Origin of the sequence: Clostridioides sp. ZZV15-6388 (assembly GCF_020657755.1) — a bacterium.
Lineage (GTDB): Bacteria > Bacillota > Clostridia > Peptostreptococcales > Peptostreptococcaceae > Clostridioides.
Map to the genome: position 1 here is coordinate 145,375 of NZ_JAGWCU010000006.1, position 20,776 is coordinate 166,150.

Here is a 20,776-nt window from a genome sequence, read left to right on the forward strand (position 1 = left end):
TACATATAACCGGGGGGATAAATGAATGAAGTTTAATTATAAGGGAAGAGGATTTGTAATAATAACTTTAACTGCAATGTTAGTAATAGTAGGAACAGTAAACTATCAACTTAGTAAGAAATCTTTACTAGAAACATCAAAAGAATTTAAAGCATACGAAGAAGCTCAATTACAGAAAAATACTACTGATGATAGTGATAGTAGCAACAAAGAAGATTCAGATGCAACAAATAAACAAGATAGCAAAGAGAGTGCTGACATTGATATAGTTGATAGTAAGGCTAGTAAGGTGAAGGAAAAAGTAACTGAAACAAGTAAGGAAATAAAAGCTCAATTATCATCTGAAAAGAATATGAAAAAAGCATCTTATATTTTAGATATGAAAATGAATAGAGAAAAACAAAGAAATGAATTAGTTCAAGATTTAAATGAAATGATAAATAATCCATCTACAACAGAGGAATCTAGAAAAGAAGCTTCTAATATGAAATTAAATATAGTTAAAACTCAAGAAAAGGAACTTCAAATAGAAAATCTTTTGAGTACAAAAGGATATGAAGAAGCATTAGTTTATATAAGTGATAGCAAAGTCAATGTTGTTGTAAATGAAGCTAAGTTAGATAAGAAAGATGCAGCAAAAATATTTGATTTGGTTGCAGAACAAGCTAATGTAAAGTATGAAAATATTAAACTTACAAATAATAATACTAAGTAAATTATAAACCTCAGAATTAACTGAGGTTATTTTCTTGCAAAGTAGAGTTGTATTTGGTATTATTATACTTATAAAAATAGTTCCTTAAAATCAGGAGGTAAGTTTTAATATGGAAGATAATAAATTTGGACAAGTAAAAATATCTAATGATGTAATAGCTACAATAGCTGGCTTAGCAGCATTAGAAGTTGAGGGCATAGAAACTACAGCAACATTAACAGATAAGTTGTTAAAAAATAATGGAGTAAAAATACAAATAGAGGAAGAGGATGTTAATTTAGACGTAATGGTTATGATAAAGTATGGCATGTCAATACCAGATACAGCTTTTAAAGTTCAAGAAAATGTAAAAAATACTGTTGAGACAATGACAGGACTGAAGGTTTCTCAAGTAAATATACACATTCAAGGAATCAGCTTTAAGAAAGATAAAGTTGATAAAGAAGAAGTAAAAGCAACTAAGAAAAATTAATATTAGCCCTCTGAAAAGTCAGAGGGTTTTTTGTTGGCATTTGATTTTATATAGATAATTAAACTTAAAGGAGAATTTTAATTGATGAAAAAAGATAGGGCACAAAAAAGTACAACAAGGGAATATATAATGAAACTTATATACCAAATAAATATTAATAAAGAGGAATTTGAAGGTTTAGACGATAAAGTAGATTCTTTCTTAAAAGATAATTCAGAACATATTATAAATAGATATGAAGAACTTACACTTAAGTACTCAAATAATGCAAAATTAAAATTAGAAGATACTAAACTTGAAGATATAATAGATAGAGAATATATAAATACAGTATGTAAAGCACTAAGAGAGAATCATGATAAGATAGATGAATTAATAAATAAGCATGCTAAAAATTGGACAGTAGATAGAATGCCAAAGGTAGATGTGTCTATACTTAGATTATCAGTGTGTGAAATAGTTTATTTAGACACTCCTAATAAAGTATCAATAAATGAAGCTGTGGAACTTGCAAAGATATATTGTGATGATAAATCTCCTAAATTTATAAATGGAATATTAGGAAGTGTTGTTGATGAAATTGGACAATAATATAATAATTGGAATTGATACTAGCTGCTATACTACTTCTATAGCAGCTATCTCTTTAGAGAAGAAAGTTATTTTTAATGAAAAAATAATGCTAGAAGTAAAGGCAAATTCAAAAGGATTGAGACAGAGTGAAGCTGTATTTCAACACGTAAATAATTTAGGATTACTTAGTGATAGGATAAAATCATTTGGGGATAAGTTTGTCATAGAAGGAGTTTGTTCATCTATTAAGCCTAGACCAGTTGAAAGTTCATACATGCCTGTATTTAATGTTGGGTACAATTTTGGAAAGTTACTGTCAAGTATACATGGATGTAAATTTTATGAAACTACTCATCAGGAAAATCATATTGAGGCTAGTTTATTAAATAGTAAATTGAAAAATAATAACAAATTTATTTCTGTTCATATGTCAGGTGGTACGACAGAGATACTTTTGATAACTAAGCATGATAATAATTATGATACAAATGACAAAGATTTAGATGTAATAACTAAAATAAGTAATAAAATAAATTTAGATGCAACAGATAAAATAAATACTAAAAAAGATGGTAAAAGTAAGTTATACAATAATTTTGGATATAATATAAATATAATTGGAGGAAGTAAAGATATTAGCTTTGGACAACTTATAGACAGAATAGGTGTCAAGCTAGGATATAAATTCCCTTCAGGGAAATATCTAGATGAAAATGCTTTAAATTGTAATCTAAAAATAGAAAGTGGTCTAAAAACTTCTGTAAGAGATGGATATATGAATTTATCTGGATTAGAAAATCAGGTGAATAAAATTATAGATGACAATAGAGATGATATTAATAAAGATAAAAAAGAATATATATCTAAATTAGTGCTGGATTCAATAGTTAGAAACATGTTTAAATCTTTAATATATTTGTGTGAAGCTTACAATGTAGAAGAAGTAGTTTTTGCAGGTGGAGTTTCTGCAAGTAAGTATATCCTTAAAGAATTAAGTTTAAAACTAAGGAAAAATTGTATAAAAGCTCATTTTACAGAGCCACAATATTCAACTGATAATGCTGTTGGGTGTGCTATAATAGGATTGAATAACTTTTTAGGAGAAAAAATATGAAACTAAGAGCTTTAGATATAAGCGAAGCAAATTCATATATTAAAAGAATTTTAATAAATGACCCAATACTTTCTAATCTTAAAGTCAAGGGAGAAATTTCTAATTTTAAAATACATAGTAGTGGAAATGTTTATTTATCATTAAAGGATGAAACTTCAAAGCTAAACTGTGTAATTTTTAAAAGTAATTTTAATCGTAATCTAAAATTAGACAATGGAGTAAAGGTTGTAGCTAGTGGATATATATCAGTCTATGAAAGAGATGGTGCATATCAATTATATATTAACGAAATTGAAATAGAGGGAATTGGGAATTTACACATAGAATTTAACAAATTAAAAGAAAAACTTAATAAGGAAGGTTTGTTTGATTCTAAATACAAAATACCTATACCTAGAATGCCAAATTCAATTGGAGTTATAACATCTCCAACAGGAGCTGTTATAAGAGATATAATAAATGTAATAAAAAGAAGATATCCAAAAGTCAATATAAAGCTTTATCCAGTAACTGTTCAAGGAGATAAGTCAGCAGAAGAAATATGTGAAGCAATTAGATTTTTTAATCATATGAAGAATGTGGATACAGTTATAGTTGGTAGAGGCGGGGGTTCAATAGAAGAACTTTGGTCTTTTAATGATGAAATGGTAGCAAGAGAAGTTTTTAACTCTCAAATTCCAATAATATCAGCAGTTGGGCATGAAACTGATTTTACTATTTGTGATTTTGTGTCTGACATGAGAGCTCCAACACCATCAGCAGCGGCTGAGATTGCAACTCCATCATTAGAGGATATAAAATATAAACTTGGGAATATAAAAAGCAGACTGAACAAGTCTCTTATAAACCAAGTTGAATTAGACCAATACAAGTTAGAATCAGTGTTTAATAAAATAAATAACTATTTAGATTCTTATACAATAAAAGATAAAGTTATACAATTAGATAAAATATATGATAAAATAATTTTTGGAATAGAAAATAATTTAAAATTAGAAGATGAAAAATTAATAAAGGTTGGAGCATTACTTCATAACCTAAGTCCATTAGCTACTATGGACAGAGGTTATAGTATAGTTCAAAAAAACGGAAAAGTAATAAATAGTATAAAAAGATTGAAAACTGAAGATAACATAGATATAGTATTAAAAGATGGAAATTTAGAATGTATAATAGATAAAATTGAAAATAAAGAGGTATAATATGAACTTAACCTATGAAGAAGCTTACAAAAGATTGGAGAGCATTTTAAATGAGCTAGAATCTAAGAATGCTAGCTTAGATGAATCTTTAAGCTTATATGAAGAAGGAATTAGTCTTTATAAACATTGTAATAAGCTTTTGGATGATGCCAAATTAAAAATAAGTAAATTTAATCAATTAGGAATAGAAGAGGATTTTAGAATAGAGGAGGAATAAAAGTGGAATTTAAACAACATTTAAAAGAAAAAGCAAGTTTTATAGAAGATGTACTTAAAGAATATATGCCAAAAGAAGAAGGTTATCAAAAAACTGTTATTGAGGCTATGAACTACAGCTTGAGCGCTGGAGGTAAGAGATTAAGACCAATACTTACATTAGAAGCCTGTAAGGTAGTTGGAGGAAATGAAGAAGAAGCTATACCTTTTGCTATTGCAATTGAAATGATACATACATACTCACTTATACATGACGACTTACCAGCTCTTGACAATGATGATTTAAGAAGAGGAAGACCAACAAATCATAAGGTATATGGAGAAGCAATGGGAATTTTAGCAGGAGATGCTTTACTGAACTATGCTTTTGAAGTTATGCTTGCAGGTTCAATAAATAAAGAAAATCCAGAAAAATATCTAAAAGCTATAAATGAAATTGCTAAAGGTGCTGGAATATATGGAATGATAGGTGGGCAAGTAGTAGATGTAGAAAGTGAAAATAAACAAATTGAAAAAGAAAAATTAGATTATATACATATGAATAAAACTGCGGCAATGATGGTTGGATGTATGAGAGCAGGAGCAACTATAGGTGGAGCAAATTCAGAACAAATGGAAGAAATAACTAAATATGCAAAAAATATCGGATTATCATTCCAGATAGTAGATGATATACTAGATATAGTAGGAGATGAAGCAAAATTAGGGAAAAAAGTTGGAAGTGATATAGAGAATCATAAATCAACATACCCATCTCTTTTAGGATTAGATAAATCTAAAGAAATTGCACATAATTTAATAGATGAGGCAAAGAAGAGTATAGAAAAATTATCTGACAATGTAGATTTTTTAAAGGGATTGGCTGAATATATAATAGATAGAGAATATTAAAATATACAGCTAAAATCGAGGAGGGAAAAATGGACTTTTTTTCGGAGATTTTTAACAATGGGGCTTTGGGAATAAGTCTTATTGCTTGTTTCTTAGCACAATTCATAAAGATATTTACTGGGAAGGGAAAGAGAATTGAGTTTTCAAGAATACTCATTTCAGGAGGTATGCCTAGTTCTCATAGTTCTTTTGTTACAAGTTTAGCTACAGTGGTAGGTATTGAAAAAGGGTTTAATTCTACTGATTTTGCTATAATTACTGTGCTTGCACTGATTATAATGTATGATGCAGCAGGTGTTAGACGTGCTGTTGGTAAACAAGCTACTATATTGAATCAGATGGTAGCAGACCTTCAACATGGAAAGCATATAGAACAGAAGAAATTAAAAGAATTAATAGGTCACACACCACTAGAGGTTTGGTTTGGAGCTTTACTTGGTATAGTAACAGCTTTAATATTGATGTAAATTTAAAATTTACAAAATAAAAGGTGAGGATAATATGTATAAATATTTAGATAAAGTAGATTCTCCAAAAGATATAAAAAATATGAGCATAGAAGAAATGGATTTACTTGCAAAGGATATAAGAAAATTTTTAGTAAAATCTGTTTCCAAGACAGGAGGACACTTAGCTTCTAACTTAGGTGTAGTTGAGTTAACATTAGCACTTCATAAAGTGTTTGACAGCCCTAAAGATAAAATCGTATGGGATGTAGGACATCAGTCTTATGTTCACAAAATGGTTACTGGAAGAAAAGATTGTTTTGTATCTTTAAGACAATTCAATGGACTAAGTGGTTTTCCAAAGGAGAGTGAAAGTCCTCATGATATTTTCGACACAGGACATAGCAGTACATCTATTTCTGTGGCAACAGGTATTGCCTGTGCTAGAGATATAAAAAAAGAAAACTATAGTGTTATATCTGTAATTGGAGATGGTTCTATAACTGGAGGTATGGCGCTTGAAGCTTTAAATCAATTGGGATATATAAATACTAATATGATAGTAATTCTTAATGATAATGAGATGTCCATAGATAAAAATGTTGGTGGAATGTCTAAATATCTATCAAGTATTATAAGAAATTCAACAGTTGTTAAAATGACAGATGAAGTTGATAAAATTTTAAATGTTACATCAACAGGTGAAATTTTATCTAAGACTGCACATAGATTTAAGGATAAATTAATATATAGTTTTTCTCCTCAAGATTGTTCATTTTTTGATTCATTAGGTATAAAATATTATGGGCCTATAGATGGTCATAATACTAAAGAATTAATAGAAACACTTAGAAAAGCTAAACATAAAAAAGGACCTGTACTTTTACATGTTATTACAAAAAAAGGAAAAGGATATAAATTTGCAGAGGAACAACCTGATAAATATCATGGAGTATCAAAGTTTGATATAAAGACAGGAGTAACATCTTCTAAAGTTAAGTCTATGTCAACCAGTGTTGGTGAAAAATTAGTTGAGATGGCTAGCAAAAACGAAGAAATAGTAGCAATAACAGCTGCAATGCCATCTGGGACAGGATTAAACTTATTTGAAAGTGCTTACCCGAAAAGATATTATGATGTTGGTATAGCTGAACAACATGCAACAGGGTTTGCGGCAGGTCTTGCAAAAAATGGTATGAAGCCTTATTTTGCTGTATATTCGTCATTTTTGCAAAGAGCATATGACCAAGTTATTCATGATGTATGTATAACAAAAAAACCAGTTACTTTTCTTATAGATAGAGCTGGCCTAGTTGGAAATGATGGTGAAACTCATCATGGTATGTTTGATTTAAGTTACTTAAATTCTATTCCAAATATTGTAGTAATGGCTCCAAAAGATACAAGAGAAATGGAACTTATGATGGATTTATCATTAAAATTGGATTCTCCTTTGGCAATTAGATATCCAAGAGGAAATAGTTACTATCTAAATAAAGGAGAATACAAAGAAATTAAGTTAGGTAAATATGAGATATTAGATGATGGACAAGATACAGTCATACTTTCTATTGGAAATATGGTGAAACATGCTCTAGAAGCTAAAGAAATATTATTAGAAGAAGGTATAAATCCAACAATAGTTAATGCTAGATTTTTAAAGCCAATGGATGAAGAGATGTTGCATGCTTTATTTAAGAATCATAAAAATGTAGTTACAGTAGAAGATAATGTTATTACTGGTGGGTTTGGAAATAGAATAAGTAAATTTATTATAGATAATGGATATAAAGTAAATATACTTAATATAGCAATACCAGAAGAGTTTATAAAACATGGCAATGCAGATGAACTATATAATTTTGTAGGATTATCGCCAAAGTGCATTGCTGATAAAATAAGAAAGTTAGTATAAATAATATTGATTCAATTTAATATAAAATTTAAAATTTGTCACTTAGAATAAATATCGAGTGTGTTACTTTAAGCTACTTTAGTCAATATTAAAGTAGCTTTTAACAGAAAGGTAATTTTATGAAGAAAAGAATAGATTTATTGTTAGTAGAGCAAGGACATTTTGAGAGTAGAGAAAGAGCTAAAAAAGCAATAATGGCTGGGCTAGTTTTTGTTGATAATCAAAGATGTGATAAGGCAGGTACAGAAGTAAAAGAGGAGTGTGCTATAGAAGTAAAAGGAAATCCAATACCATATGTTAGTAGGGGGGGGCTAAAGCTTGAAAAAGCAATGAAAAACTTCGACTTAACTATTGATGGAAAAGTGTGTATGGATATAGGAGCATCTACAGGTGGTTTTACAGACTGTATGCTAAAAAATGGAGCTATAAAAGTATTTTCCATTGATGTTGGTTATGGTCAGCTTGCGTGGAAATTGAGACAAGATGATAGAGTTGTTTGTATGGAAAGAACAAACATAAGAAATGTAACAATAGAAGATACAAAACAATTTGCAGATTTTGCATCAATTGATGTATCTTTTATATCATTGAAACTAGTACTTCCAAAAGCAAAAGAATTAGTTATTCATAATGGAGAAATTGTAGCCTTGATAAAACCTCAATTTGAAGCAGGAAGAGAAAAGGTAGGCAAGAAAGGTGTAGTTAGAGAAAAATCTACACATATAGAAGTTATAAAAATGATTTCTGATTTTTCAGTACAAAATGGATTTGAAATTTTAGGGTTGGATTTTTCTCCAATTAAGGGTCCAGAAGGAAATATAGAATATTTAATTCATTTAAAAAATGGAAATGAAGGATATGAATTTGATAGTGATATGTATGACAAAAAAATAGTAGAAGTTGTTGAGGCTTCTCATAATTTAGAGAAATAGAATAAAAGGGGGCTTAGACTTGATCCTCGAATTATATATGAAAAATTGTGCCTTAGTTGAAGAACTAAGGCTGGGTATTGATAAAAACTTAAATATACTTACAGGTGAAACTGGTTCAGGAAAATCTATAATAATAGATGCACTTGGGCTTTGTCTAGGTGAGAAATATGATAGGTCTTTTTTAAGAAAAGGTACAGATAAGGGACTTGTTGAAGCTATATTTTTCTCAGATAACGTATATCTAAAAAAAGTATTAGATGAAAATGATATAAGTATAGAAGATGATAATTTATTGGTTATAACTAGATTGATATATTCAGATGGGAAAAGTACTGCTAGAGTAAATGGAAGGACTGTTAAAGTATCTTTTCTAAAGGAAATTGCATCTACACTTATAGATATACATGGTCAACATCAAAATCAAGCTTTATTCAATAAGGATACACACTTAAAATTTCTAGACTTATTTGGAGAAAATGAACTAGATAAGTTTAAAGCTGATTATAGAAAAGTGTATTACAAATATAGTGAAGTAAAAAGAGCTTTGAATTCTTTAACAGAAAATAAGGATGATATGCAGATTCAACGAGAAATAGATTTATTAAGATTTCAAATAAATGAAATTGAGGCTGCAAATTTAAATAAAAATGAATATGAAGATTTATTAAAGCAAAGAGATGTGTATAGAAATAGTGAAAAGATATATAATAATTTAAACTTAAGTTATAGTAAATTACATAATGGTGAGTATAATGTCATTGACTTGATAGGTATTGCATCTAAAGAGCTTAATGATATATCTAAATATGACAGTGTTTTAAGTGAATACAGTGAAACTATAGAAAGAATAATGTATGAACTACAAGATATATCTAGTGATATAAGAAATTACAAAGATAATATAGATTTTGAGCCTTATGAATTGGAACAGATTGAACTTAGAATTGATGAGATTAATAACTTAAGAAGAAAATATGGAGATAGTATAGAAGCTATATTTGAATATTATGAAAAGACAAAAGATAGATTGGATGAGATATTAAATAGAGATGAAAGAGTTGAACAACTAAAAAATCAATTGATAAAAATAGAAGAAGAGCTAAAAATAAAAGCCATCAAATTGACTAAAGCAAGAAATAAAGTGGCAATTCAATTAGAGGAAATACTTCTTGATGAACTAAAAAGTTTAAATATGAAAAATGTAATGTTCAAAGTTAATTTTGAAGAAAGTTCATTTACCATAAATGGAATAGATGATATTGAGTTTATGATATCTTTCAATTTAGGGGAAGATATCAAACCTATATATAAAGTTGCATCAGGTGGTGAAATGTCTAGATTTATGTTGGCATTTAAGACTATATTGGCTGATATAGATGATATAGATACTTTAGTGTTTGATGAAATAGATACAGGGATAAGTGGTATAGCTGCACAAATTGTTGGTGAGAAATTGAGTGATATAGCAAAGAAAAAACAAATAATATGTATAACTCATTTACCTCAAATTGCTGCAAATGCAGATACTCATTATTGTATAGAAAAAGATACTTCAAATAATAGAACATTTACAAATGTCAAGAAATTAAATCAATCTCAAAGAAAAAATGAAATTGCAAGACTTATAGCAGGTAATAATATAACAGAAAAAACTATAGAACATGCAAGCGAAATTATTGAAATGGCCAAAAAAAGTTAGGGAAAAAGTTTATTTTAAATAGATGTAGAGAATATTTTATCTGAATACTTTACATCTATTTTTTATGATGAAAGTATTTTAAAATATTTAATCTGGATATCAAAAATAAATAAAAATTATAATTTAAATAAATCTTGTATAAACTTGTAACTGTAAAAATTTTAAGTTTTTGAGTATAATATTATGTATTAAGGTAGTAGTGGGGGGATATTAAATGAATAAAAAAAATACTATGTACTTAATTTTTATAATAATAGTTATTATAGTATTAGGGTATATTTTATTAGCTATTAATAGTATCAAAAATAATCTTAACACTTCTAATGATAAATTAGATTATTTATCACGAGAAATTATGAATACTAAGTCAGACGTTAGCAATACAATTAATGAGGAAATGTCCAAAAGTTATATAACAAAAAGCATTAATTTAAAAGTTAAAAAATTAGAAAAAGACGAATGTGTAATTGATGTGGATACACAGTTGAGTAAACTTGGTAAGGATGGAAAAGTTTTCTTTATGTATAAAGCAGATAGTGATAAATGGAATGAGATTGAGATGACAAAGCATGGAGAATTATCATATATTTGTGAAATAAAAATAACTACAGGTAGTGAATATGATTATAAAGTAGTTACAAGTGGTACAACATCTGAAAGCTCAGATATTCAAAAATTGACTAAGTCTGATTATATGCCTGAACCACCTGTATTTAATTATGGAATAAGGGACAACAAGGAATACTTTATTGAAATATTGGAAAACAGCAATCTATTTAATCATGAAAGTGAAAAATCAAAAAATAAAGTTTATAATAATATCAAGTTAAAAAATGTAGATATTATTGTAAATGAAGGTAAAGGAGATACTGTATATAAAGCGAAGTCTGATAAAGTATCAAATGATAGTGAAGATGATAATATAGATAGAAAGCAAGTAAATTATGAGGCTACTTTTCCTAAAAAGGATATTGATGATATAATTTATATTAAAGCAAAGCTTACATACAATAATGGCGTAGAATATATAAAAGATATAACTGAAGATATAAGTATTGGTTTGGAAGACTTAGAGAAATAAATATATTCAAAATAATTTAATCAGTAAAATAGAGTATAAATAAAATATATATAATTTTATTTATACTCTATTTTTTTATTTATAATTTTAACTCCATGTATCTAGCCCCTTCAATTGGATTATAAGTGTAAGGGTCTATATCATAAAAACCAATTTTTTCGTATAAACCTTGAGCACTTTTCATGCTTGGAAGAGTATCTAGTCTCATATATGTATATCCAATCTTTTTAGCTTCTTCTACGATTTCTTCTAATAATATTTTTCCTATTTTAAGTCCTCTAAATTTATCTCTTACATATAACCTTTTTAATTCACATACTTTATCTTCAAGTTTTTTTAATGCAACACAACCTGCTAAATTTTCATCAACAAATGCTAGTATTAATGAACCTGAAGGTTTTTCATATTTTCCTGGAAGTGTTTTTAATTCATTATTAAAGTCTTGGAAACACAAATCTATATTCAATGAATTTGAATATTCATTAAATAAAATCTTTACATTTTCAAGATTTTCTAAATCATTTGCTTCAACAAATTTTAAAATTACATTTTGAGTCATTTTGTTTATCATTATATAAATATATTTATATAATGACTTCACCTCCTTGATAGATATATATTTTTGTTAATATCAATTAAATTTTAATACCATTACCTTTTCTCCACCATAGTCAAGTTCTCCATTAAACTCAAATCCAAAGCTTTTGTAAAGTCCAATAGCCATTTTGTTGTTATCGAATATACTAAGGTATAACTCATTGCTATTATATTCATTTTTAAGATGATTTATAAGGAAATTTAAGGATGCTTTTCCATACCCTTTGCCTTGATACTTTGAGTCAATCATGAATCTATCAAGCCAAACTCTGTCATCTTCTAGGCGACCATACATAGCAAATCCTATCAGTATATTGTCATCATATATTCCAACAGGTATCCAAGCTGTTATAAACTTAGACTCAGCAATAGAAAGTGCATTGCTTTCTATATAATCTAATTGATTTTTATCTACAGACAAATTGACTAAATCATGCCAATTATTTATGTCTGCAATTCTTACATTTAATTTCAAAATATTACCGCCCTTCAAACTTTTTACTACAATATAATACTACCATATTATAGGCTAAAAAGCACTTAGTAAGATATACAACGAGGTTTTTAAATGAATAAATTTTTACGAAAAAGGAATTATAAATACATAATAATACAGCATAGGAGTAGATGAATATATGAACAAAATAAATAAGAATTTCAAAAATATTTGGATAATATTAGGAGCTGTATCGATTTTTATGATGGTTATAATTTTTCAAAATAAAAATTGTAATACGAATAATGAGACCCCAATAGAAACTTTTACAATTAAGAATCATGATAAAAAATATGTATATCCACTTGGAAATATAATTGGAGTGAAAGCAAATACAGATGGTGTATTGGTTTTAGGATATGAGGAAGAGGATGTAGATTATATTGGAGGCATACAGATTGGCGACAATATAGTAAAAATAGATAATAAAAAAATAAAAGATAGTCAGGATGTATCAAAGATTTTAAATGAAGCTAAAAAAAGTAAAATAGAAGTGACTTTTGAAAGAAAAAATAAATATAAAACAGAGACAATAGAAACTAAAAAAGAAAATGGTAATTATAAACTTGGATTATGGGTAAGAGATAAGATATCTGGAATTGGAACTATGACTTTTTATGACCCTAATATGGAAAAATTTAAAGCAATTGGTCATGCTATAAAAGATTCGGACACTAATGAACTATTAAAGATTAAGCAAGGCTATATATATAAACCAGAAAAACTAAAAATAGTAAAAGCCAGTAATGAAAAAGTAGGTAGAATAAAAGGGGATTTTAATGATGGTAATCTGATGGGAAATTTTTCGAATAACTCAGAATTAGGTATAAGTGGTAATATTACAGAAAAACAAAATAAAGAATTTAATTTAGCAAATAAAGAATTACAATTAATTGAGGTTGGAAGACCTCAAGATGTAAAAATAGGGGATGCAATAATTCTTTTTGAAGACAAAAACAAAAATATAACAAGCTATGATATAAAAATAGAAAGTATAGTATATGATAAAGGAAATTATAGAGATATGGTAATAAAAGTTGTAGATGATAAGTTATTGGAATACACAGGGGGGATTGTACAAGGGATGAGTGGGGCTCCAATAATACAAAATAATAAAATTATTGGTGCAATAACTCATGTTTTTAGAGATAATCCGAAAAAAGGATATGGTATTTTTATAGATGAAATGATAAAATTGTAGGTGAGGCATTAAAAAATTTTATTATTTTATCACTTATCTAGGAGGAATATAATTTTGAAGTGTCGAATATGCTTTAGAGTAGATAATTAGGAAGCAATTTGTGTAAAAAGTTTAGTTTTCTGTAATAAGAAGATGTTTTTTAATGGGGGGATTTTTAGTGGAAAAAATCAAAATAGTTTTAGCAGACGACAATAAGGATTTTTGTCAGGTATTAAAAGAGTATTTGTCTAATGAGGATGATATCGAAATATTAGGCATAGCTAAAGATGGGATTGAAGCATTAGATTTAGTAAAAAAGACACAACCAGATTTATTAATATTAGACGTAATAATGCCGCATCTGGATGGATTAGGTGTAATTGAAAAATTAAATACTATGGATATACCTAAAATGCCAAAAATAATAGTACTATCAGCAGTAGGTCAAGATAAGATAACTCAAAGCGCAATAAATCTAGGAGCAGATTACTACATAGTAAAGCCGTTTGATTTTGTTGTGTTTATAAACAGAATTAGAGAACTAGTTTCTAATAGAGTTACTCAAGTAGAGCCAAAGCCTAGACCAGTTCAAGAAACTCAAATGACAAGAAGTGATTTTGTTAAAAATGTAGGTAACATAGAAACAGAAATCACGAATATAATACATGAAATAGGAGTACCAGCTCATATAAAAGGATATTTATATCTAAGAGAAGCTATAAAAATGGTCATTGAGAATGTTGAACTTTTAGGTGCAGTAACAAAAGAGTTATATCCAAGTATAGCTAAAAAATTCAATACAACACCAAGTAGAGTTGAGAGAGCAATAAGACATGCTATAGAAGTTGCATGGAGTAGAGGAAAAGTTGACACAATAAATCAACTATTTGGATATACGGTACACAATACTAAAGGAAAACCAACTAATTCAGAATTTATAGCAATGATTGCTGATAAATTAAGATTAGAACATAGTATGGTTAAATAAATAGACAGAAAAAGTAAGACCTTTTAATAAAGGTATTGGCAATAAATATGCATTACAAACAGCAAAACGGTATAACCAATAGGGTTATACCGTTTTGCTGTTTTAATATATAATAAAAACTTTATTTTTTCTTTATTATTTGTTTAATATAATTTTATTATACTATGGCCATAGTATGTACCTTTGTCAATTGTAGATTAATGCTGATTTGTTTTTTAATATAAAAATATACTTTAACAAGTTGAAACATTAATTTTTAAAGTATATTGTAAAAAAAATTAAATAAAAAAATCATAAAATATAGTGTTATAAGGATTAAAGATGTAGGACAAACTTAAAACATTTATTTTATTGTTAAGTAATGCTATAATATAATGTGATTTTAATAATGATAGTGGAGGTTTAAAAATGAGAGTCGAGGCCCCTATAAAAGTAGATCGAAAAACTAAAAAGCTTGCTAAAAGAGTTGAAAGTGGGGAAATAGCAGTTATAAATCATATAGACATAGATGAAGTTGCTGCAAACTCTTTGGTAGAAGCCAAAATAAAACTTGTCATAAATGCGGCGCCTTCTATAAGTGGTAGATATCCTAATAAAGGTCCAGGAATATTAACTGAGAATAATATCTTAATAATTGATAATATTGGAGAAGAATTATTTGAAGAATTAAAAGAAGGACAGACTATAGAAGTTATAGATGGAAAGATATATAGAGAAGGACAATTTTTAGGTGCAGGTGAAGTTTTAGATAAGTATGAAGTTTCGTATCAAATAAAGGCTGCTTATGAAAACTTAGCCGTAGAATTAGATAGATTTATAGACAATACTATAGATTATGCTAAAAAAGAAAAAGGATTTATACTTGGTGAAGTAGAAATTCCAAAAGTACAAACTAATTATGCAAATAAGCATGTATTAATAGTTGTAAGAGGTCAGGACTATAAAGAAGATTTAAGTACAATGCTTTCATACATAGAAGAGGTAAAACCTGTTCTAGTTGGTGTTGATGGAGGCGCAGATGCTTTAATTGAGTTTGGATATACTCCAGATGTAATTGTAGGAGACATGGATAGTGTAAGCGATGAAGCTTTAAAAAAAGCTAGTGAAATAGTAGTACATGCTTATACAGATGGTAGAGCGCCAGGCCTTAAGAGAGTTCAAGAACTAGGTTTAGATGCAGTTGTATTTCCTGCACCAGGAACTAGTGAAGATATAGCTATGCTTATTGCATATGAGTATAAAGCAGAGTTAATAGTAGCAGTGGGTACACATTCAAATATGATTGATTTCCTTGAGAAAGGAAGAAAGGGAATGGCAAGTACTTTTTTAGTTAGACTAAAGATAGGTTCTAAGCTTATAGATGCTAAAGGAGTTAACTTGTTATATAGAAGTAAGCTAAAGATAAAGTACATATGGGCATTAATAGCAACAGCCTTATTTCCTGTGTTGGTAGTTGCATCATTGTCACCAGGAGTTCAACAATTTATACAGTTAATGCAATTGAAATTTAAAGTATTATTACAGATGTAAATTTTAGGAGGATAAATATGCATATTAATATGAAATATTATATAGTCACTATTGGTGCTATATTTATAGCTTTGGGTATAGGCATGTTAGTAGGATTTAATTTAAATAATAATCAACAATTAAGTGAGCAACAAGCAAATATAATAAATGACTTAGATGATAAATTTAATATTTTAAAAGAAAAAAATGATAAACTTGATGTAGATTTAGCAAAGGTAAATAAAGATTATGAAGAAGCAATTAATTTTATAAATAAAAATGTGGACAAGGTTTTAATTGGTTCATTAAGTGGAAAAAGTATAGGAATAATATCAGCTAATGAAAATGATGATTATACAAAAAATATAGAAGATATAATAAACAAGTCTAATGGTAGTGTTGCATTTAACATAGTGTTAAAAGAAAATATAACAAATCCAGAAAAATTAAAAGAAATCTCAAGTAAATTAGGTGCAGAAATTAAAAATACAAATGATGCAGTTAATTATATAATTGATACTTTGAAAAAGGAAGATGCAAGTGACATTTTAACATATCTTCAAGAACTAGATGTAATAAAATTTAACTCTATTGGTGACACATATCTAAAATATGAATCTGTTGTAATCGCTGGTGGAAATGATGCAAAAGATAAGACAAAACAATTTGACAAAATAGAAAAATTTTTAGTTTCAAAAATAAAATCAGAAAATAAATATTTAGTAGAAGTTCAAAATACAGGAGTTAAAACTTCTTATGTAGAATTATATTCTAAAAATAAAGTTGCAACTATAGATAATATCGATGAGGGTGTAGGAAGTGTATCTCTAGCTATGCTTTTACAACAAGGTAATATAGTTGGTAATTTTGGTAGATTAGATACTGCAACTTCATTGTTGCCATCTATTAAATAGAAATAATTTTAAGGAGAGAAAAAATGGATTCTTATATAAGTATAATAATACCAGCTTATAATGAAGAAAGTAGAATAAACTATACATTAGAAAGTATAGTTGGAATTAAAGAAATAAATGAAATAGTAGTTGTAGATGATGGTTCAACAGATAATACTGCTAAGGTTGTATCTGAATTAAAGAATGAAAAGATTAAATTTTTTAAGTTAGATAAAAACAGAGGTAAAGGATATGCTTTAAACTATGGGCTTAAAGTATCAATGAAAAGTGCAAATATTATAGGATTTTTGGATGGAGATTTAGGCAGTTCTGCTAAAGAAATCGAAAAATTAATTGTACCAATATTAAATGGTGAAGCCGATGTTACTATAGCAAAGTTTCCTCCTGCAAAGAAAAAAGGAGGTCTGGGATTTGTAAAAGGTTTAGCTAAAAATTCTGTTTTTGAGATGACAGGAGTTGAGCTAGATGCAACTCTGTCAGGTCAAAGAATATTTAAAAGAGAAGTTTTAGAAAAATTTGATGAAATACCTTTTGGATATGGTGTTGAAGTTGGAATGACGATTGATATACTAAAGTATGGTTTTAAAATTAAAGAAGTATTAGTAAACATGACTCATAATGAAACTGGCAGAAATTTAAAAGGATTTGTTCATAGAGGTAAGCAGTATTATCATATAAAAAAGGTTTTAGGACAAAAAAAGAAAGAATGGAGGTAATATCTTAGTGAAAGATTATATACTTTATACCATTTTATTATTAACAGGATTATTTGGAACCTATGCTGCAATACCACTATTTAAAAATTTATTGATAAATGGAAATATACTTAGACCAAACTACAAAAAAGATATGATACCAGTAAGTATGGGAATTGTATTTTTACCTATGCTTGTGATTAATGGAATAATACTTGCATTTTTTACTACAGAATATATAGATTTAGCATATATATTTATGTTTATGTTTGGCATGATATCCATGTTTTTTGCAGGAATACTAGATGATGTTATTGGAAATAGAGATGTAAGTGGTCTAAAAGGTCACTTTAAAAGTTTATTCAAGGGAAGTCTTACAACTGGAGGCTTTAAGGCATTGTTTGGTGGATTTGTAGGACTTATAGTTTCTGTGTCTATATCAAAAGACATAATAGATATAATAGTAAATACATTAATAATAGCTCTATCAACCAATTTAATGAATCTTTTAGATTTAAGACCAGGAAGAGCAATAAAAGCATATTTATTTATAATGGTGATTGTATTTTTAACATTGACAGGATTTATTCAAGTTCTTCCACTACTTATAGTTCCAAATGTGCTTGCATACTTTAATTATGATTTAAAGGCAAGAGCAATGATGGGAGATACTGGTTCAAATGTTCTTGGAATGTCTATTGGAATTCTAATTTCTTTTGGATATCCATTTAATATCAGACTGGGATGGTTAATATTTGTAGTTATTATGCATATATTTACTGAAAAATACTCATTGACTAAAATAATAGAAAAAAATAAATTATTAAATTTTATAGATAAGTTGGGAAGGTAGCATTATGATAAGCAAAAGAGTGGGGATTGTTGAATCAATTGTAAGTCAAACTGAAACGCTGGATGATATAAGAGTAAATATAAATGGAGAAATACAAAGAGCATATAATTATCCAAAACTATCTGGGGTAGTAGATATAGGAGACGAAGTAGTTTTAAATACAACAGCAGTAGAGCTAAGTCTAGGAACTGGTGGATACCATTTTGTAATAACTAATTTAAACAATTTAGAATCTAGTTTAATTGAAGGTGGTCATATAATGAAACTTAGATATACACCACTTCAAATAAAGGTAGATTCTGTTGAGGAACAAGAAAGCATTTATCATGATAAATTTGGTGATTTTACAGAGTTAGAAGACCTTCCTGTTGTAGTAGGGACTCTTCATAGCATGTTAACTCCATTTGCAGCTTCATTTAAAAGAAATAACCCTAATAAGAAATTAGTATATATAATGACTGACGGGGCATCTCTTCCAATTTATTTAAGTAAAAATGTAGATACTTTAAAAGGAAAAAAATTAATAGATAGTACAATAACTATAGGAAATGCATTTGGGGGAGACTATGAGTGTATAAATATATACACTGCATTGATTACAGCAAAAGAAATATTAAAAGCTGATGTAGTATTTGTAAGTATGGGGCCAGGAATAGCTGGTACAGGTACTAAATATGGATTTACAGGAATTGAACAAGGTCCAATTCTTGATGCTGTAATAAAGCTTGGAGGAAGAGCAATAGCAATTCCAAGAATTAGTTTTGCTGACAAACGAGAAAGACATCAAGGTATTTCACATCATAGTATGACTGTATTTGAAGAAATTGTAAATGTAAATATAGATATACCAATAACTATATATGATGATGAAAAATTAAAATTTATAAAAGAACAAGTTAAATCTAGTGGTTTAGATAAAAAGCATAATATAATTTATATAGATAATAATAAAACGAAAGAGGATTTAGACTATTTTAATCTAAAAGTAAAAAGTATGGGAAGAAATTATGAGCAAGATGAGGCATTTTTTAAAGCTGCAAGTACAGCAGCATATTACTTAATGGAGGTTTAAGATGGTATTAGAAGAAAAAACTATTAGTAGTGATAGAGTTTATACAGGTAAGGTAATTACTTTAAAGGTCGATACTGTTGAAATTCCAGGACAAGGATATCAAAAAAGGGAATTAGTAGAAGTTGGTGGTGCAGTAGGAATAGTTGCAATTACAGATGATAATAAAGTTGTATTAGTGAAGCAATTTAGAAAACCTATAGAAAAACCAATTTTTGAAATTCCAGCTGGTAAGCTAGAAAAAAATGAAAGTCCCAAAGAATGTGCTGAGAGGGAGTTAAAAGAAGAAACTGGATATAGTGCAAAAAATATTAAACTAATACATAAATTTTTCACTTCAGCAGGTTTTTCTAATGAGATAATGTTTGTATATTTGGCAACAGGTCTTACTCCAGGAGAAAATAATTTAGATGCAGATGAATTTTTAGATGTTTACGAAGTTGAGCTTGAAGAAGCCTATAATATGGTATTAAAAAATGACGTTGAGGATGCAAAAACTTCTATTGGATTATTATTAGTAAAAGATATGTTTAAAAATTAATATTCATAAAAATGAATAACCCCTTGTCCTACAGCATATTATTTTATAAAGGACAAGGGGGAATAAAATTGAGAAAAACATATAGAAAAAATGATTTTAGAGAATTAAATAGACAAATAATTATTATAGGATTGTTGTTTATGATGTCTATTGTTATTGGGTCCTATATAAATAAAATATTACCAGGTTCTAGTGATAATATTTTAAACAATATAAATCCTGCTGTAGAGTATTATAATCTGAATATAAATGTAAAAGATACAGTTCTACAAAATTTAAAGTCAGATACAATATTTATGGGCTCGATAGCTCTATTAAGCCTATTTGTAGTAACAATTCCAGCAGTATTAGTAATTTTTGTGTTAAAGGGAATGTCAATTGGATATACAATAAATAGTTTTATATTGGCATTAAAACTTAAGAGTGCAAAAATGATTTTAATAATATTATTTAAAAATTTGATTATTATTCCATGTGCAATCATATTAACATTAATTAGTTTAAGCTATTTTAAAGAGATGGTTTATGAATTTAAAAAGAAAAATAGAAGAAATATGCAGTTTTTAATTAAGAGGTATATACTAAATATTATAATTATAATAGCACTATCATTGGGGTTGCAATTAATATTAAATACTGTAAGTATTGGTATTATTAAGTTCCTAGTTAAATAAAGGA

Annotated in this window: 23 protein-coding genes; 21 read left to right on the forward strand and 2 right to left on the reverse strand. The window is 27.7% G+C overall.

Annotation, left to right across the window (positions count from 1 at the left end):
* Positions 1-25 precede the first annotated feature (25 nt).
* The 12 genes from KGF48_RS06040 to KGF48_RS06095 all read left to right on the forward strand — a co-directional run bounded on the left by KGF48_RS06040 (position 26) and on the right by KGF48_RS06095 (position 11,256).
* Complete coding sequence (locus KGF48_RS06040; protein ID WP_227827110.1) at positions 26-715, forward strand: SpoIIIAH-like family protein; 690 nt, start codon at positions 26-28, stop codon at positions 713-715.
* Between the two features lie 109 nt (positions 716-824).
* Entirely contained in the window at positions 825-1,187 is a 363-nt protein-coding gene (locus KGF48_RS06045) for an Asp23/Gls24 family envelope stress response protein (RefSeq protein WP_227434121.1), read from the forward strand.
* A gap of 84 nt (positions 1,188-1,271) precedes the next feature.
* Complete coding sequence (nusB, locus tag KGF48_RS06050) at positions 1,272-1,778, forward strand: transcription antitermination factor NusB (RefSeq protein ID WP_227827111.1); 507 nt, start codon at positions 1,272-1,274, stop codon at positions 1,776-1,778.
* A complete protein-coding gene (locus KGF48_RS06055; protein ID WP_227840557.1) occupies positions 1,762-2,874 on the forward strand; it encodes an O-sialoglycoprotein endopeptidase in 1,113 nt (370 codons plus the stop codon). The genes nusB and KGF48_RS06055 overlap by 17 nt, the downstream gene beginning before the upstream one ends.
* Positions 2,871-4,076 (forward strand): exodeoxyribonuclease VII large subunit, encoded by a 1,206-nt coding sequence (gene xseA, locus KGF48_RS06060; protein ID WP_227840558.1) that lies wholly within the window; start codon positions 2,871-2,873, stop codon positions 4,074-4,076. Before KGF48_RS06055 ends, xseA begins: the two co-directional genes overlap by 4 nt.
* Position 4,077: 1 nt before the next feature.
* Complete coding sequence (gene xseB / locus KGF48_RS06065) at positions 4,078-4,293, forward strand: exodeoxyribonuclease VII small subunit (RefSeq protein WP_227434125.1); 216 nt, start codon at positions 4,078-4,080, stop codon at positions 4,291-4,293.
* A 2-nt stretch (positions 4,294-4,295) separates the two neighbouring features.
* A complete protein-coding gene (locus KGF48_RS06070; protein ID WP_227840559.1) occupies positions 4,296-5,183 on the forward strand; it encodes a polyprenyl synthetase family protein in 888 nt (295 codons plus the stop codon).
* 29 nt (positions 5,184-5,212) lie between these two features.
* Entirely contained in the window at positions 5,213-5,650 is a 438-nt protein-coding gene (locus KGF48_RS06075) for a divergent PAP2 family protein (protein WP_227840560.1), read from the forward strand.
* A gap of 34 nt (positions 5,651-5,684) precedes the next feature.
* The gene (gene dxs, locus KGF48_RS06080; protein WP_227867820.1) at positions 5,685-7,544 is read left to right on the forward strand and encodes a 1-deoxy-D-xylulose-5-phosphate synthase; all 1,860 of its coding nucleotides are present in this window, start codon (positions 5,685-5,687) and stop codon (positions 7,542-7,544) included.
* 119 nt (positions 7,545-7,663) lie between these two features.
* On the forward strand, positions 7,664-8,476 hold the full coding sequence (locus KGF48_RS06085; protein ID WP_227840562.1) for a TlyA family RNA methyltransferase: 813 nt from the start codon (positions 7,664-7,666) through the stop codon (positions 8,474-8,476).
* Positions 8,477-8,495: 19 nt separating this feature from the next.
* Positions 8,496-10,175, forward strand: coding sequence for a DNA repair protein RecN (gene recN, locus KGF48_RS06090; RefSeq protein WP_227840563.1), 1,680 nt, complete (start codon positions 8,496-8,498; stop codon positions 10,173-10,175).
* A gap of 214 nt (positions 10,176-10,389) precedes the next feature.
* Positions 10,390-11,256, forward strand: coding sequence for a hypothetical protein (locus KGF48_RS06095; RefSeq protein ID WP_227867821.1), 867 nt, complete (start codon positions 10,390-10,392; stop codon positions 11,254-11,256).
* 79 nt (positions 11,257-11,335) lie between these two features.
* Here the strand turns inward: KGF48_RS06095 and KGF48_RS06100 are convergent, their stop codons facing one another.
* A complete protein-coding gene (locus tag KGF48_RS06100; RefSeq protein ID WP_227840283.1) occupies positions 11,336-11,815 on the reverse strand; it encodes a GNAT family N-acetyltransferase in 480 nt (159 codons plus the stop codon).
* A gap of 72 nt (positions 11,816-11,887) precedes the next feature.
* Complete coding sequence (locus KGF48_RS06105; RefSeq protein ID WP_227840282.1) at positions 11,888-12,328, reverse strand: GNAT family N-acetyltransferase; 441 nt, start codon at positions 12,326-12,328, stop codon at positions 11,888-11,890.
* 160 nt (positions 12,329-12,488) lie between these two features.
* Between KGF48_RS06105 and KGF48_RS06110 the strand changes: the two genes are divergently transcribed.
* The 9 genes from KGF48_RS06110 to KGF48_RS06150 all read left to right on the forward strand — a co-directional run bounded on the left by KGF48_RS06110 (position 12,489) and on the right by KGF48_RS06150 (position 20,772).
* Positions 12,489-13,550: a SpoIVB peptidase S55 domain-containing protein gene (locus KGF48_RS06110; protein WP_227840281.1), complete on the forward strand. Its 1,062-nt coding sequence runs from the start codon at positions 12,489-12,491 to the stop codon at positions 13,548-13,550.
* Positions 13,551-13,692: 142 nt separating this feature from the next.
* Complete coding sequence (gene spo0A, locus KGF48_RS06115; protein WP_227827123.1) at positions 13,693-14,517, forward strand: sporulation transcription factor Spo0A; 825 nt, start codon at positions 13,693-13,695, stop codon at positions 14,515-14,517.
* A gap of 408 nt (positions 14,518-14,925) precedes the next feature.
* Positions 14,926-16,047, forward strand: a complete 1,122-nt coding sequence (gene steA / locus KGF48_RS06120) for a putative cytokinetic ring protein SteA (protein ID WP_227827124.1) — start codon at positions 14,926-14,928, stop codon at positions 16,045-16,047.
* A 17-nt stretch (positions 16,048-16,064) separates the two neighbouring features.
* Positions 16,065-16,940 (forward strand): copper transporter, encoded by an 876-nt coding sequence (locus KGF48_RS06125; protein WP_227827125.1) that lies wholly within the window; start codon positions 16,065-16,067, stop codon positions 16,938-16,940.
* A gap of 23 nt (positions 16,941-16,963) precedes the next feature.
* Positions 16,964-17,656 (forward strand): glycosyltransferase family 2 protein, encoded by a 693-nt coding sequence (locus KGF48_RS06130; RefSeq protein ID WP_227827126.1) that lies wholly within the window; start codon positions 16,964-16,966, stop codon positions 17,654-17,656.
* 7 nt (positions 17,657-17,663) lie between these two features.
* The gene (locus KGF48_RS06135) at positions 17,664-18,488 is read left to right on the forward strand and encodes a glycosyl transferase (RefSeq protein ID WP_227840280.1); all 825 of its coding nucleotides are present in this window, start codon (positions 17,664-17,666) and stop codon (positions 18,486-18,488) included.
* 4 nt (positions 18,489-18,492) lie between these two features.
* Positions 18,493-19,560, forward strand: coding sequence for a DUF3866 family protein (locus tag KGF48_RS06140; RefSeq protein WP_227840279.1), 1,068 nt, complete (start codon positions 18,493-18,495; stop codon positions 19,558-19,560).
* A 1-nt stretch (position 19,561) separates the two neighbouring features.
* Positions 19,562-20,098, forward strand: a complete 537-nt coding sequence (locus tag KGF48_RS06145; protein ID WP_227434140.1) for an NUDIX hydrolase — start codon at positions 19,562-19,564, stop codon at positions 20,096-20,098.
* A gap of 68 nt (positions 20,099-20,166) precedes the next feature.
* The gene (locus tag KGF48_RS06150) at positions 20,167-20,772 is read left to right on the forward strand and encodes a stage II sporulation protein M (RefSeq protein ID WP_227840278.1); all 606 of its coding nucleotides are present in this window, start codon (positions 20,167-20,169) and stop codon (positions 20,770-20,772) included.
* Positions 20,773-20,776 lie beyond the last annotated feature (4 nt).